The following is a 16292-nucleotide window of genomic DNA, read 5'->3' as shown; positions in this document are numbered from 1 at the left end:
TTGGAATCGGATATTTCAATGACCACGGCAAAGACCGTTTGCCGTTTTTCCCGGCAGCTACCGCTGCGTTTTGCCGTCCGGATGCGTGCCGCGCAGCCGCTGCAGCGCTTCCCGGCCGCGCTGGAAGAACGCGTACAACGCCGGGATGAAGAAGATGCCGACTGCGGTGGCCGCGACCATGCCCCAGAAAGTCGTCACGCCGATCGCCCGCCGGCTGCCGGCACCGGCGCCGCTGGCGATCACCATCGGGAACACGCCGATGACGAACGAGAGCGCGGTCATCATCACCGCCCGGAACCGGGTGCGGGCGCCGTTCAGCGCCGCCTCTTCGATGGTCCGGCCGGCTTCCCGTTCCTGTTTGGAGAATTCCACCATCAGGATCGCATTCTTGCTGGCCAGGCCGATCAGCATGATCAAGCCGAGCTGGCAGTAGATGCTCAACGGCATATCGGTGACCAGCAGCGCCACCATGGCGCCGAGCGTCGCCACCGCGACCGACAGAATTACCGAAATCGGCACGGTCCAGCTTTCGTATTGCGCGACCAGGAAGAGATAGCCGAAGATCAGCGCCAGCGCCATCAGGTAGATGATCTGCCCCTGATTGTTCTGCTCCTGGTAGCTCATGTCGGTCCAGCTGATCTGGTAATCCTTCGGCAGGGTGTCGTTGACCAGTTGCTGGACTGTATTCATCATTTCGCCGGAACTGACCGACGGCAGGCTCTGCGTGTTCATGCTGGCCGACGAAAACTGGTTGAAACGTTCGATCTGGCGCGGGCCGGTGATCCATTTCAATTGGGCGATGGTGCTCAACGGCACCATCTGGCCGGCATCGGTCTGGACGTTCAACTGTTCGATCATGTTGATGTTTTTGCGGTAATCGCTGTCCGCCTGCATCTTGACCTGAAAGGTATAACCGTTCAGGTTGAAATCGTTGATGTAATAAGCCGCCAGCTGACTCTGCAGGGTGCCGAAAATCCGGCTGACCGGAATGTTCAGCGCTTCCGCTTTGGCCCGGTCGATCACCAGCTCCAACTGCGGCGTATTGGCTTCGAACGAACTGGTGGCGTAAACCGCCTTGCCGGTGGCCATGATCTGGCCGATCAGACTGCGCACCGCCTGCGCCAGTTCCTGCGGCGTTTGGTCGCCGGTGGCCTGCAGCGCAAAGCTGACGCCGCCGGTGGCGCCCAGCCCGATGATAGCCGGCGGCAGGAAGGCCCGGACGTTGGCTTCCGGAATGGTCGCGCACTTCTGCATGATCTGCTGCTGGATGTATTTGACCTGCAGCTCCGGCGTTTTCCGTTCGCTCCAGTCCTTCAGGACGACGATGACCATGCCGACATTTTCACCGCTGCCGGCGGTCATGCTGTGGCCGGAGATGACCAGCATGTCCTTGACGCCGTCGATGCCGCGGATGATGCCGGAAATTTTACCGAGCGCCTGGCCGGTCCGGTACAGCGTGGAGCCCGGCGCCAGTTGCACATCGCAGAAGATGGCGCCTTTGTCCTCGTCTGGCAGGAAGGAGGTCGGCACTTTGTTGAACAGATGATAATTCAGGTAGAGCACGCCGGCGAACAGGATGGCCGTCAACAGGCCGCGGCGCACCAGAATGCCGGAGAGCGACACGTAACCGTCCCGCGAAAAATTCAGCCCGATGTTGAACCATTTGAACGGTCCGCGGGCCTGCTTCTGCGGACGCAGCACGATGGCGCACAGGGCCGGACTCAATGTCAGGGCGTTGACCGACGACAGCACCAGGGCGATACACATCGTGACGGCGAACTGCTTGTAAATAGTGCCGACCATGCCGCCGTAGAAAGCGACCGGCGCGTAGATCGCCAGGATCACCAATGTCGTCGCGATGACCGCGCCGGTGATCTGGCCCATGCCCTTGACCGCCGCCTCGTAAGGCGACAGGTGTTCTTCTTCGATCAGTCGCATGCAGTTCTCGACGACGACGATGGCGTCGTCGACCACCGAACCGATGACCAGGATCAGGGCGAACATCGTCAGCACGTTGGCGCTGAAACCCATCGGATAGAGGAAGATGAACGTGCCGAGCAGCGAAACCGGGATGGTGATCGACGGAATCAGCGTGGCGCGCCAGTCCTGCAGGAAGATGTAGGTGATCGCCACGACCAGCACGAAGGTCAGGATCAGCGTGACGACGATTTCCTCCATCGTGATCCGGACGAATTCGGTCGAGTCGTAGCCGAGATGCCAGGAGAGCCCCTCCGGAAAATTCTGGGCGAGCTTGGCCATTTCGGACTTGATGTTGTCGATGACCGCCACCGCGTTGGCATCGTTGTTGCGGAACAGCGCCATCATGACGCAGGGTTCGCCGTTGAAATAGTTGGTGCCGTTATAGGTTTCGGCGCCCAGCTCGATGCGGGCGATGTCGCTCAAACGGATCTGCCGGCCGTCGCTGCCGGATTTGACGATGATCTGCTCAAAGTCGCCGACCTCCTTCAAACGTCCTTCGGCGTTGAGCTTGTACTGCATGAACTCGCTGCTCTCTTCGGTGCCGACCGCGCCGGCCGCCGCCTGGATATTCTGCGTGCTGATCGCGTTTTTGACATCCTCATGGGTGACGCCGAGCGCCGTCATCCGCAGCGGGTCCAGCCAGAGGCGCATACTGTAGTTGAGTTCGCCCCAGATGACCGCCTGGCTGACGCCGTCGATACGGGCGAGGGCGTCTTTGACGTTCATACTGACGTAATTGCTCATGAAGAGCTTGGAGAGTTTGCCGTTTTCGCTGGTGAAAGCCAGCATGCCGAGGATGTCGCCGGAACGCTTGTAGACGTTGACGCCGAGCGCCTTGACCTCCTGCGGCAGCGACGGCTCCGCCCGCTGAATGGCATTCTGCACATTCACCTGGGCCATGTCGCTGTCGATGCCCGATTTGAAGGTGATCGACAGCGAATAGTTCCCGGAGTTGTCCGACTGCGACGAGTAATAGATCAAATCTTCGACGCCGTTGATCTCCGATTCGATCGGCGCGGCCACCGTGTCGGCGATGACCTGCGCGCTGGCGCCGGGATAGCTGGCGTTGACCACGATGGTCGGCGGGGCGACTTCCGGGTATTCCGCCACCGGCATTTTAAAGAGGCAGATCGTTCCGGCCAGCACCATCACCACCGAGATGACGATGGCGAATTTCGGCCGGTCGATGAAAACTTTTGAAATCATCTTATTTCACCTTACTGTTGAGTCGGCTGGGCCACCGGAACCGGATTGACCTTGCTGCCGGGAGCAGCCTTGTGGACGCCGTCGATGACGACTTGCTCGCCCACTTTCAAACCGGAAGTGACCAGTTGCATGCCTTCGACGACATTACCCAGTTTGATGTCGCGGCGTTCGACGATATTGTCGGCGTCGACGACGTAAACGTAATTGCTCTTCTGGTCGGTCATGACGGCGGTGACGTTGATCGCCGGAACCGGCTCGGCGAATTTATCCGCCAGCTTCACGGTGACGAAACCGCCGGGCACCAGCCGCTCGTCCGGATTGGTGCATTCCAGGTAGATGGTGATCGTCCCGGTCGCCTTGTCGACCCGGTTGTCGATGAAATCGATTTTGATGTCGCCTTTGAATTCTTCGTGGTTGGCCGGCACGATGGTGATGACCGATTCGGTGGTGCTGGCCTGGGCTTTGTTGAAGCTGTCCAGGAAATCACGTTCACTGATCGAGAAACTGACGTGGATCGGATCGATCTGGACGATGTCGGCCAGTTCCGCGCTCTGCGGCGTCACGTAATTGCCTTCGCTATAGGTGCGCTTGCCGATCCGGCCGGTGATCGGCGCATAGATCTTGGTGTAGGACAACTCGTTTTCGGCCTGTATCAAGGCCGCCTTGGCCTCTTCGATTTTCGCTTTGGTCGATTTCACCAGCCGGGAGGCATTTTCCTGTTCGGTTTTGGCGACGGCGTTTTTTTCATACAGTCCGGATTTCCGGTCGAATTCGCTCTGGGCGTAATCGAATTCCGCTTCGGCCTGGGCGAGAATCGCTTTGGCCGACAAAACGTTGGCCTGATAGGTGGTATCTTCCAGCTCGAACAGCAGATCGCCTTTTTTGACCATGCTGCCTTCGGTGAAATTGATTTTTTCAATCCAGCCGGAAATACGGGCCGGGATGGAGACTTCTTCGATTGCCCGGATGACGCCGACGTAACGTTTCGGCTCCGTCCGGTCCAGTTCGGTGACCTCTGAGACGGTTACCGCCGGTATTTCCTGCGACTGCGCCGCCGGCGTTTTTTCCGTTGCTTTGTCTGCCGCCTGGAGGGAACCGGCGCCCAATACCAGTCCGGCGAGAGTTAATTGCACAAGATTCGCTCGTTTCATCATTTTTCTTTGGCTTCCTTGCTATTCGACTTCGAGTCCGGCTGGAGCCGGCTCAGTTGTTTGTTGAATTTTTCCAATAAGTTGAACAACTGCAAGTTTTCCTCCTTGCCGTTGCTGTTTAAAAAATCCGCGGTCACACTGTCGAACCCGTTTTGACGGCGGCGGATGAAATCCTGCGCTTCATCGGACAGGGCCAATGAAATCGCCCGGCGGTCATTGCTGCTGGGAGTTCGTTTCAAAACTCCTTTCTGTACTAAATTTTCAACCATCTCCGATGCGGCTGCAGCGGTGATTTTCAAATGTTCCGATAAGATTTTCAGCGTGATTTCGCCGAACCGGGCTTCCTGGAGCTCTTTTACCATGCGAATCACCCGGGTTTGGTTGATCGTCAAGCTGAATGTTTCCTCCAGAAATTTCGGACTGCATTCGCCGTTCTCGAGCTCTCGCAACCGGTCGGTCAGAGTGAACAACAGTTGCCATAAACTGTTGGGACTCGGATGAGCGGCCATTTTGTTATCCTTCAATAAAGCTTGCTTTGTTTTATTATAGTTAGGGAAACCATAATATATAGTATGCGTAAATATTTGCAAGCAATATTCCCGGAAAAAAGGACACTTTCCCGCCGAACGGGGAAGGTGGGAGCATCAGCGCGGGCTGATTCTGGCCAGGAAATCCTCCAGGAGCTCCTGAAGCAGCGCCAGCTTTTCCGGCGGAACACCGGCCAGAAACTCATCGGTAACCCGGTCAAAAAAGTGATTGCGCAACAACAGGGTGTTCTCGGTGCACGGAGAAAGTTTGATGGCGATCGAACGCCGATCTGCACTGTTCACTTCCCGCGACAGCCAACCTTTGCGAACCAAACTGTCAACCATCTCAGAGGTGGCGGCCGGACTCAATTTCAAATTGGCGGCCAGCAGTTTCAAACTGACGCCTTCCGGATGCTGCTTGAGCAAATGCCCCAGCTTGACGATAATTCGAACCTGATTTACCGTCATCTGATTCAACATGCCGCGCGGATCGTCCTTCAAAACTTCCGACGCCGATTCGCGCAGGCCGTCCGCCAGAAAGAAAATCACCTGCCACAACGGTTGTGCGGCTTTTCGAGTCTGTACTGCCATCTCTCGTTCCGCCTATGAATTTTCCCCATGATTTCGCCGTTGAAGAATATAACATGGGGATGGCTTTTTTACAAGGTTGAATCCGCCGGTTTCCCGAAATACCGGTCAAAGACGGCGAAGAAAAAAGCATCGGGATTTGCCGTTTTTCGAAAAAAAAGTATTTTTTCTTGAATAACGGCCAAGAAAAACATTCGCCGGCTCGTCATATTAGGTGAAAATGATCCAGAGAGAGGGAATTTTTAATTCCGGGACTGTAAAGCAATTGGTCGGTGTTTTTTGGGAGAGATGGATGCTTTGCAGTTCCGGAATTCTTTTCAGGCGCAACCGGGCCGCTGCCGGCTTTCTGTCAAAATCTTCGGCTTTCGATTTGACATTTCATCTTTTTCCTGTATTGTAAAACCAATCTTTCTGACGTCCCTATCGTCTAGAGGCCTAGGACACCGGGTTTTCATCCCGGCAACCGGGGTTCGAATCCCCGTGGGGATGCCATTTTTTTGGTCGGAAAGAAATCGTTGTCGTTTCGGTATGTCCCTATCGTCTAGAGGCCTAGGACACCGGGTTTTCATCCCGGCAACCGGGGTTCGAATCCCCGTGGGGATGCCATTTCCACATGGTTGAAATTCCACTGTTCCCTGCAAGACCGTTTTACGGTCGTTTTATTCCGTCCGGAGTATTCCCGGGTGACTTGCCGTGCATGTAGCGTCTTTACTGCCCGGGCCGGAAATTGACGGCGCTGCTCCACCTTATCAATTAAAATTTTTCACCATAATTTTTTTACTCCACTTGGCATTGTCGTATTTTGGTGATATTTTTAAGTGAAATAAGAAAAATTTATTTTGAATTATTTCGCTATTTTATTTGTTTTAATGATATTAAGCTTCTTTTTGATGTTTTCCTGTTTTTGAATGTTAGCTTAAAATATTTTGAAACAATTGGGAGGATGCCGTCGCGATGGAAGAAAAAATTGTCTACCAGAAACCGGAACTGGAACAATTTCAGCCGTGGGCGCAGATATTGCATGGAGATTCGATGATTTGTGCTGCTGATCCAACTGATTTTTAGAAGTGATTTTAGTTGGCTGGCCAGTGGTATAAAATAGCGGATCATCCGGTCGGCGAGCCGGTGCGGGGGAGGGGAATACAGTGGCTTCGCGGGAAGTTCCGGATAAATCATTGAAGTTGCGGACGCCGTTGATCGCTTACCTGAATTTGGTCAACCGCTGCAATCTCGCTTGCCGGTATTGCTATTACAGTCAGGGGCCGGGCAAAACCGCGTATGAACTGGATACCGGTCAATGGCTTGCCATCCTGGATAAATTGGCCGGCCTGAAGGTGGCCAAACTGATCCTGACCGGCGGTGAACCGCTGCTGCACGAGGGGTTTGCCGAAATTCTCCGGCGGGTGGGGGACGGCCGCTGGCGGTTCGTGCTGACCACCAACGGCGTGTTGCTGACCGAAGAAATCGTGGCGGCTTTGGCCGTTTCCGGCCGTTGCGAACAGGTTCATCTGTCGCTGGACGGGCCGGAAGCGTGCAATGACGCCATGCGCGGCATCGGTGCTTACCAACAGACGGTGCGGGCGCTGGCATTGTTGCGCCGCCATCGGATTCCCTGTGCGGTACGCTGTACGGTCGGGCCGCATAATTGCAGCTGCCTGGCTGAAACGATGGAACACCTGCTGGAGTTCATTCCGGCAGCGTCGCTGGAATTTTCGTTGCTGGGAACAGTTCCCGGAGCGCGGGATACCCTGCGGCGACTGCAGTTGACTCCGGCGCAGCAGGTGGCGGCACTGCGCGAAATCGACGCGGCCGCCCGGCGGTACCGGGTGCGGTTCGGCGGCAATTGCGGAGAAATCCTGCGGTCCTGGCGCAGAATTTATGGCGATTGGAAATGCCGGTCGGCCGATTCCGGCCGGGGCGCCGGCGGATCGCTGGGAAGCTGCCAGGCGTATTTTACCCGGATGGTCATCCGGGCCGACGGCAAGATCGCGCCGTGTACGGCGCTGATGCACCTGGTGACCGGCGACGCGCTGCGTGACGATATCGCCGTATTATGGCGGCACAGCCCGGTCTGGCGGCAGTTGCGTGAACGGTCGTCGGTCGAACTGCGGCGGTTCCGGCCTTGCCGCGACTGTCCGTTCCTGGCGTTCTGCTCCGGCAGTTGTACTGCCGACCCGGCTGATTTCGACCGGCCGCCCAACACCTATTGTTTGCGGAATTACCTGCCTTACCTGCCGGATATCGAGCAATTGCTTGAATTGCCGGCGGACCGGACTCAGGCCGGAGAAATGCCGTAACGCCAGGCGATCTCATAGATTGTTGCCTTCGCATGGCACGAAGCTGTCAACTGACAACATTGAGGATGAAACGGCATGGATTTCTTCTTACACGCTGCCGTCGTCGGTCCGGTCGATTTTCCGGTGTTTGAGGTCACGGAACAACTGGAGCGAATCGCGCAGCCCGCCGCAGAAAATCCAGATCGAGCAGACTGACCCCAGCCCGAAGCTCAACATTGTTTGCAGCCACCAGAAACGGCTCCAGCTCGCATCGGCAATGTCGTGGAAACAGCGCACCAGGCAGCCGGCCAGGAACAGCAGCCACCAGGCGAGCGTCCAGACCAGCGTCGCATAAAAGAGAAAGCGTTCGAAGCGGGTGAACTCCTCGGTCAGGCCGAGCAGCTTGAACAGTTTCGCCATCCGGCCCGGGCGGACCGTTTCCGGTTCGTCGCCGTGGACGACGTCTCCGCTGACCGCATAAGCGCCGCGGTGCAGCAGTTTGTCCATGTTGAAGCTGCGGCGTTGCCCGGCCAGCGAAATGACGATATAACTGATCGTGGCGGTGAGCATCGCGAAAAAATAAACATACTGGCCGTTGATTGGGAAGTGTTCCTGATGGCTGAGCAGCCAGGCGGAATCAGGAAAGCATTTCAGCAGATTGACGGCGATCGGCTGCCAGAGCTGTTCGATGACGATGCCGCCGAAGCCGAGGACGGTGCCGACGGTCAGCGCCGTGAAAGCGGCGGCGGTAGTGCCGTATTTCCAGTAGAGACCGCCGATGATGACGACGCCGGCGCCGCCGAGGTAGATGGCGCCGGTCAGCGCGAAATACATCAGAATGTAGTTTTTCAGTTCAAAGAAACTGCTGAAGACGAAGGCGAACAAAGCGACGCCGACGATGGAGAGCCGGATCAGCCGCAGCCGTTTTTCCGGGGTGATCGGTTTGTCGCGCAGCGGCAGGATGACGTCCTGGATCAGAATGGAGCCCCAGGAGTGCAGAAAGGTGTCGTCGCAACTGATCGCACAGGCCAGGATGATGGCGCCGACGATACCGAGCAGGCCGGGCGGCAGCGTGTGACGCAGGAAGATCGGCACGGTCATCTGGATCTGGCTCTGCGGATCGAGGGTGGTCAATTCGGCGTTGATGTTGGCGGCCAGTTCCAGATAACCGGAACCGTTCAGCACCGCGTAGGCGATGATCGGAATCAGCATGAAGCACAGCCCGGAAACGAAATTCCGCCAGGTGCCGATGATGCCGGCCATCTGGGCTTCGTGCGGAGTGCGCGGCGCCGAATTGTAACCGCTGGCGCCCTGCCAGGAGCGGGCGTTGTAGATCAGGCTGAACGCGCCGATCAGGAAGAACCAGAGGTTGAAATTTTCCTCGCCGCCGCTGTCGAACGGATTGATTTTCGACTGGCCCGGCGGCGCGGCGGACAAACCGGTGACGATGCTTTCCCAGGAAAAGACGTGCAGCAGATAGGCCATCAAGGCGACGAAGGCGAGCAGCAGGATCGAGCCCTGGATGAAATCGGTGATCATGATGGTGATCTGGCCGCCGGAAACGGCGATGTAAACCGCCAGCGCCAGATAAGCCAGCATGATCAATTGGACGGTGGCGATCGACAGCGGCCCGAGCTGGATGGCGGTCGGAAACTGGAAAAAGACGACGATGAACTTGGCGGTGATCGCCGGGAAAATACCGTAGTTGAGCACCCCGGAAACCCAGCAGAGGATGCCGGAGTAATAACGGAAGCGGCGGCTGTAGCGCATTTCGAAAAATTGCGCCAGCGTCAAGGCCCGGGTCTGGCGGAAGCGGTAGACGATAAAGCCGGTCAACGCCAGGAACATGCCGATCGGCAGGTTGATCATCCCCCACCAGGAGGAGGTGAAACCGGCCTGGTAGTACATCTCCCACCAGGAAATGATGCTGATGGCGCCGCCGAAGCCGACCGAGACGGTCAGCAGATAGCGGCCGGCCAGCCGGTCGGCCGCCAGGAAATCGGCGACGCTCCGCACATAGCGTTTGCAGTAAACGGCGATGACAAGCAGCAGAACCAGCATGCCGATGACGATGCTCCAGTCGATCCAATGCATAGATTATTCCCCGTCGGTTCCGCCGACTTTCATGAGTTGTATTTCACCGATGTAAAGCCGGTTGTTGTCGGATGATACGTCGTTTTTCAACAGTTCAATCCGGACCGTTCGCGCCTTGACTGTTCCGGGCAGCCGGAAGCGGTTGGAGCCGTTGCCGGCCCACAGCGGTTTTGTCAAAACCGGTTCATCGTTGATGAAAAGCTTGACCTGTTGCGCCATATAGCGCCGGTCCAGGCCGCCGAGCCGGATCGCGAAGTAGTTGACTTCCGGCGCGGCCGGCAGGCTGCACGCCAGCACCACGGTCTGTTCGGCCGGCGTCGGCGGCAATTGCCAGCCGGCGGATAAGTTGTCGGCGGCGATGCCTTCGATGACGCCGTCGGTCAGGGTGGCCGGACTGGCGGAGCCGAGCGTCGGCGGTGTTTCGCAGCGGAACCGGCAGCCGGCCAGTTCATTGTGTTCCCGGTAGTAATTGAAATTTCCCTGCCGCCGGATTGCCGCGAGCAACTCGGCTTCACGGCCCGGTTCGCGGCAGTAATCGGCCAGCGGGTTCAGGTCGAGCAGATAATACGCCAATGCGGCGGCCAGCCGGGTGTTGGTCCAGCCGACATAGGCATGATAAGCGCCGTAGCTGGGATCGTACCGGGTGCCGTAATATTCGTCGTGTTCGAAATCGTAACCGCGCATCCAGCAGCCGTCGAGGCGCGGGTCGGCGTCTTCGCACTGGATGCCGGCGATGAAGTCGAGCTGCTGTAACGCGGCTTTTTCAGCGACCGGGTCAGCGGTGTTGCACATCAGCGCCAGCAGCCAGTAGGTTTCATGGCTGGTCGTGTACAGCAGATCGGCGATCGGTTCGCCGGCCCGGGTATGAATGCCGGAGTCCCCGAGGTAAACCCGGTCCAGATCGCCGTCGGACAGGGTGGCGGGCTGGCGCCGGGCGCCGGATTCCCGGAGCTCCGGATCGGTCAGGTAGGGGGCGCAGAGGCTGTCGAGCCGGTTTTGCAGTTCCTGCCGCAAGGCCGGCTCCAGCCGGTCCGCATATTTGGCCGCCACCGCCAGTCCCATCGTATTGAGCAGTTCCCAGCCGGGCCCCCGGAAAGGAATATAACAGCGGAGCAGGGTATCCAGTTGGCGCCGGTAAACGGCGTCGGCAGTACCCCGGTAACCGGTATCCAGCCGGTAGAGGCTCCAATAAACGCAGTTGGTGTCATAAAGCTCCCGCATTCCGGTGCGGCCGCGGTCGGCGATCATCGACGGGAACGCACACCACCAACTGACGCTGCCGTCTTCACCGGCGGTGTCGTTGATCATTTCGATCGCCCGCAAGGTGGCGGCCAGATAGTCATGGCGGCCGGTCTGGCCGTACAGAAAGAGATAGGCTTCGATGATCCGGCTGTGGTCGTCTTGCGGAAAAATGCCGTCATTGCCGGCAATCCACCACGGCCAGGCGCCGTAGGTGGCCGACTGCGGATCGAGGTTCTGCAACTTCAACACCCGGTCGGCCAGCGCCAGCGCCCGGTCGCGCCAGCTTTCGTCGCCGCTCAATAGATAATACAGATAGAACGCCTTGGCGGCAAACAATTGCGTGTCGACCCGCTGGGCGGTGATGTACTCGGCCTCACCGCCGCGGAAGGCGCCGATTTCAATGGTGTTGTCGATTCCCGCGCTGCCGTCCGGCTGCGGCAGGACGCCGGCCTGGAGATACCACTGCATATTGCGGTCGAGCACCCGGCGGTAATAATCTTTGCGGCTGGCTACCGTATAGGGCAATTCCCGGCTGCGCCAGCCTTCGCCGGCGACCGCCTTGACCTGAATGACGCCGTCGCCGGCTGCTGCCGCGGTCGCGGTGAACACTCTGGTGCCGTCGTCGCGCGGGTTTTGCTCGGTAAAGTGCCACGGCGCTTCGATGCTGACGGCGGCCTCGGCGGGGGCGTCGACCAGCAAGGTGATTGTTTCACCGGGTCGGGTCCAGCGGCGCGGCCGGGTGCGGGCCGTCATCGGCAGGAATTTCGCGGCCGCTTCAGCCTGTAACTCCGGGCCGAGCAGTTGGCTGCCGAGCGCTTCGAACAGGGTTTCCCACTGCGAGGTCAGCCGGTAGTGGTCGAGCCGGAAACGGCTCAACGGGGTGGCGGCGTAATAGAGGGTCCCTTGACCGACTCCGGCTCGAATCAAGCCGGGCATCACCGCCCGGTTGAGGTCGGCGCGGGGACCGGCGCTCAACAGGTAGTCCCGCTCAATCTCATAGGATTGCGGTGGCAGGCCGCGGGTCAGGACGCCGGGATGAATGCCCTGGGAGACGCCGCGAATGAAAAATTCGTAAGGCAGATGCAGCGCCACATTGTTGCCGCCGGCGTCCAGGATTTGCAGGGAATTGAGAATCAGGAAGTCGGTTTGCAGGGAGTCCCGGTATTTATTGATGCACAGGGTGACGTATTGGGCGGTTTCCGGTGTCGGCAGTGTGAAAATCATTTGATTGTCGACCAGATCGGCCTTGGCGACTGTTGCCACGGCATGCTGGGATTCCGGCGAATCGCCCAACCGGATTTCGATGGTATCCGGGGTGTAATTGGCTTGCAGTCCGCCGTAATACTGGGTGATCGTCTTGATGGCGGCCGGTTCCGGCAAAGCCAATCTGATTTCATACTGATCCTGCTGCTCCGGCGTAAAAAGCGTATCGGTCCCGAGCCAGACGCCATAGGTCAGCAAAATGTCGCCGTCCGGGCTGTCAACGCGCTGGCAGTAGGAGTTCTGCTCTTCCAGCAGGGTCTCCGGCGGCAGGCCGGCCTGGCTCCAGGTGTCGCCGGTGACTTGCAGCCGTTCGTCTTTCATCAGCATGCTGTCGGTCCCGAACGACCAGCCCGGCAAACTGAAACCGCTGCAGCTTTCCAGATATAGTGTGCCGCCGCCGGCCAGGTAATTCTGTAACGCTTCGGCGCTGGCGGCGGGAAGCGGCGAGAGCCGGCCCGGGTTGTCGAAACAGACTGCGATGGCGTCGAAGTGATCGAGCGGCAATTCCGCCAATTGGTGCGGATCGGCCACGCTGTGGGTTGCGACCCCGCAGTGGTCGTAAAGCTGTTTGAATTCAGCCGTTTGTCCGGCCGGGCCACAGAGCAGCGCTTCGGCGGCCGCCGACTGCCAGGGCAGGCAGCCGGCGAACAGCAATCCGGCGATTGGGAGGAGATTCATCGTCGATTCCACGGTTTTGTGATTTGTTTGACAGGGAAAAGGAGCCGGTTGCCCGGCTTTTGCCATCGTTATTCGGTATCCGGTTTGCCGGCTTTCAGCAGCCGGATTTCACCGATATAGAGCCGGTCGTTGTCCGGCGATACATCATTTTTCAACAGCTCAATCCTGAGTTTGCCGGCTTTGACTGTTTCGGGCAACCGGAACTGGTTGGAGCCGTTGTTGGCGCGCAGCGGTTTTTCCAGCACCAGTCGATCGTCGATGAACAGTTTGACCAGTTGCGCCATATAACGCTGCTCCAGGCCGCCGAGCCGGATGCTGAAATAATTGGCTTCCGGTTGTTCGGGCAGGTCGCATTCCAGCGTCAGCGTCTGTTCGGTTGTGGCCGGATTCAATTGCCAGCCGGCGGATAACTGATCGGAAACGACCCCTTCAATGACGCCGTCGGTCAGTGTGGCGACCGTGGCGGAACCGAGCGTCGGCGGCGCTGCGCAGTGGAATTGCACGCCGGCCAGCTCATTTTTTTCCCGGAAGTAGGTGAATTGCCCGGTTTTCCGAATGTCGTCCAGCAGCGCCGCCTCGGCGTCCGGTTTGTCGCAGTAATCGGCCAGCGGATTCAAATCCAGCAGATAGCAGGCCAGCGCCGCGGCGATCCGGGTGTTGGTCCAGCCGACGTAGGCGTGATAGGCGCCGTAATTCGGATCGTAGCGGGTGCCGTAGTATTCGTCGTGCTCGAAATCGTAACCGCGCATCCAGCAGCCGTCGAGGCGCGGATCGGCGTCTTCGCACTGGATGCCGGCCAGGTAGTCGAGTACGCTCAACGTTGCCTGCCGCAGCTCCGGAGTGTCGGCGTTGCGCAGCAGCGCCAGCAGCCAGTAGGCTTCGCTGCTGACCGAATACAGCAGATCGGAGATCGGTTCGCCGGCCAGCGTGTGCATCGTCGAATCGTTGTAGAACACCCGGTCGAGATCGCCGCCGGCCAGGTCGTGACTCTGGCGGAAGGAACCGTACTCCTGGACGTCCGGATCGGTCAGATAGGGCAGGCAGAGCGCCCGGATGCGGTTCTGCAGCTCCTGCTGCAATTCCGGCGTCAGGCGGTTCGCGTATTTGGCGGCGACCGCCAGACCCATTGTGCCCAGGTTCTCCCAGCCCGGGCCGGGATAGGGCAGGTAACAGCGCAGCAGCGTGTCCAGGTGGTTCAGGTAGAGCGGATCGGCGGTGCCGCGATAACCGGCGTCCAGCCGGTAAAGGCTCCAGTAGACGCAGTTGGTTTCATAAATTTCCCGGATGCCGGTGCGGCCGATCTGCTCGATCAGGTCCGGAAAGGTGCACCAGCAGGCTACGCTGCCGTCCTCGCCGGCCAGGTCGTTGATCAGTTCGATCGCCCGTAAAGCGGCGGCCAGATAATCGCGATTGCCGGTCTGGCCGAAAAGGAAAATGTAGGTTTCGATGATCCGGGTGTGGTCGTCCTGCGGATAAAAGCCGTCGTTGTTCTCGACCAGCCACGGCCAGACGCCGTAGGTGGCCGATCGGGGGTCGAGATTCTGCAACTTCAGCACCCGGTCGGCCAGCGTCAGCGCCCGGTCGCGCCAGCTTGGGTCGCCGTTCAACAGATAATACAGGTAAAATGCTTTGGCGGAAAATAGTTGGGTGTCGATCCGCTGGGCGCCGATGTATTCGGCGTCTCCGCCGCGGAAGGCGCCGATTTCAATGGTGTTGTCGATTCCTTCGCTGCCGTCCGGAGCCGGCAGGACGCCGGCTTGGAGATACCACTGCATATTGCGGTCGAGCACCCGCCGGTAATAAGCGGCGCGGCTGGCCACTGAATAGGGCAGTTCCCGCATCCGCCAGCTCCCGCCGTCGGCTGCCTTGACCCGGATAAGGCCGTCGCCGGCTTCCGCTGCCGCGGCGGTGAACACCCTGGTGCCGTCGTCGCGCGGCGCTTGTTCGGTGAATTGCCACGGAGCGTCGATGGTGACGGCGGCAGAGGCCGGAGCGTCGATTAGCAGTGTGATCGTCTCGCCGGGCCGCGTCCAGCGGCGCGGCCGGGTGCGGGCCGTCATCGGCAGGAATTTCGCTTCCGCCTGCTTCTGCAATGCCGGGCCAAGCAGTTGACAGCCGAGTGCTTCGAACAGGGTTTCCCATTGCGAGGTCAGCCGGTAGTGATCGAGCCGGAAACGGCTCAGCGGCGTCGCTGCGTAATAGAGCGTGCCTTTGCCGACGGCGGCGCGGATCAGGCCGGGCGCCACCATTTCGTTGAGGTGGTTGGCCGGACCGGCGCTGAGCAAATAATCCCGTTCGACACCGTAGGAATCCGGGTATTTGCTGCGGGTCAATGTGCCGTAGTGGGTGCCTTGCGAAGTGCCGCGGACGATGAATTCATAAGGCAGCCCTTCGGAAAGGTTGTTGCCGTCGGCGTCGAGGATTTGCAGCGAATTGAGCACCAGGAAGTCGGTGGCCGCCGATTTCCGGTGCTTGGTGATGCGAAAGGTGACAACTTGAGCTTCGACCGGCTCCGGCAGCGTGAAGACCAACTGGTTGTCGACGAAGTCGGCGTTGTCGACCACGCCGATGGAACGTTGCGCCTCCGATCTGTTGCCGAGGAACAGTTCCACTTTGTCCGGCGTGTAATTCGGCTGCAGCCCGCCGTAATACTGAGTGATCGTTTTGATTGCCGCCGGTTCCGGCAGCGTCAGTTTGATTTCATAATAATCCTTGATCTCGATCGGATACAATTTGCCGGTGCCGAGCCACAGGCCGTAGGTCAGCAGCCGATCGCCGCCGGGGCAGGCGACCGGCTGCCGGTAGGAATTCTGCTCTTCCAGCAGAGTGTCCGGGGGCAAGCCGTTCCGGCTCCATTCATCGGTGGTGACCAGCAGCCGCTCATCCTTCATCAGCAGGCTTTCACTGCCGAATTCCCAGCCGGGCAGTTGAAAGTTGCCGCAACTTTCCAGATAGACGGTGCCGCCGCCGGCCAGATAAGTTTTCAGCGCCTCGCCGGCCGTGGCCGGCAGCGCTGTCAACTGCGCCAGGTTGTCGAAGCAGACCGTCACGGCGTTGAATTGCTCAAGGGGCAATTCCGCCAGCCGGAGCGGATCGTTCAGGCTGTGGACCTTGACGCCGCAGTGATCGTAAACGCGTTTGAATTCGTCGATCTGATCTGGCGGGCCGCAGAGCAGGACGGTTGCGGCGACGGGATCGGCCGCCGCCAGCCGCAGCGCCAGACAGCTCAGGGTCACCAGGCAGGAGGTACGAAGGAGATTCATGAAAGGTTACTCCACTGGAAGATG

General features: G+C 59.0%; 8 protein-coding genes and 2 tRNA genes. 3 read left to right on the top strand and 7 right to left on the bottom strand.

The features are described from left to right. Window positions 1–57: 57 nt before the first annotated feature. From HWX74_RS03815 to HWX74_RS03800, 4 genes are all read right to left on the bottom strand, one after another. Window positions 58–3186 (bottom strand): efflux RND transporter permease subunit, encoded by a 3129-nt coding sequence (locus HWX74_RS03815; RefSeq protein WP_176012279.1) that lies wholly within the window; start codon window positions 3184–3186, stop codon window positions 58–60. A gap of 11 nt (window positions 3187–3197) precedes the next feature. Next, window positions 3198–4340, bottom strand: a complete 1143-nt coding sequence (locus HWX74_RS03810; RefSeq protein WP_176012278.1) for an efflux RND transporter periplasmic adaptor subunit — start codon at window positions 4338–4340, stop codon at window positions 3198–3200. Continuing rightward, entirely contained in the window at window positions 4337–4846 is a 510-nt protein-coding gene (locus tag HWX74_RS03805) for a MarR family winged helix-turn-helix transcriptional regulator (protein WP_176012277.1), read from the bottom strand. The genes HWX74_RS03810 and HWX74_RS03805 overlap by 4 nt, the downstream gene beginning before the upstream one ends. A gap of 135 nt (window positions 4847–4981) precedes the next feature. Next, the gene (locus HWX74_RS03800; RefSeq protein WP_176012276.1) at window positions 4982–5455 is read right to left on the bottom strand and encodes a MarR family winged helix-turn-helix transcriptional regulator; all 474 of its coding nucleotides are present in this window, start codon (window positions 5453–5455) and stop codon (window positions 4982–4984) included. 413 nt (window positions 5456–5868) lie between these two features. On the opposite strand from HWX74_RS03800, the gene HWX74_RS03795 reads away from it, so the two are divergent. From HWX74_RS03795 to HWX74_RS03785, 3 genes are all read left to right on the top strand, one after another. Continuing rightward, window positions 5869–5944 (top strand) — tRNA-Glu (locus HWX74_RS03795). Window positions 5945–5982: 38 nt separating this feature from the next. After that, window positions 5983–6058, top strand: a tRNA-Glu gene (locus HWX74_RS03790). 539 nt (window positions 6059–6597) lie between these two features. Beyond that, window positions 6598–7749, top strand: coding sequence for a radical SAM protein (locus tag HWX74_RS03785; protein WP_176012275.1), 1152 nt, complete (start codon window positions 6598–6600; stop codon window positions 7747–7749). Between the two features lie 87 nt (window positions 7750–7836). On the opposite strand, the gene HWX74_RS03780 is transcribed toward HWX74_RS03785, so the two are convergent. From HWX74_RS03780 to HWX74_RS03770, 3 genes are all read right to left on the bottom strand, one after another. Then, on the bottom strand, window positions 7837–9822 hold the full coding sequence (locus HWX74_RS03780) for a sodium:solute symporter (protein WP_176012274.1): 1986 nt from the start codon (window positions 9820–9822) through the stop codon (window positions 7837–7839). Between the two features lie 3 nt (window positions 9823–9825). Beyond that, complete coding sequence (locus tag HWX74_RS03775) at window positions 9826–13005, bottom strand: hypothetical protein (protein ID WP_176012273.1); 3180 nt, start codon at window positions 13003–13005, stop codon at window positions 9826–9828. Window positions 13006–13073: 68 nt separating this feature from the next. Beyond that, entirely contained in the window at window positions 13074–16268 is a 3195-nt protein-coding gene (locus tag HWX74_RS03770; protein WP_176012272.1) for a hypothetical protein, read from the bottom strand. Window positions 16269–16292: the final 24 nt, after the last annotated feature.

Source organism: Victivallis sp. Marseille-Q1083 (assembly GCF_903645315.1).
Taxonomy (GTDB): domain Bacteria; phylum Verrucomicrobiota; class Lentisphaeria; order Victivallales; family Victivallaceae; genus UMGS1518.
Note: the sequence above shows the minus strand (reverse complement) of the source record. Positions and strands in the feature narration are given on the sequence as shown.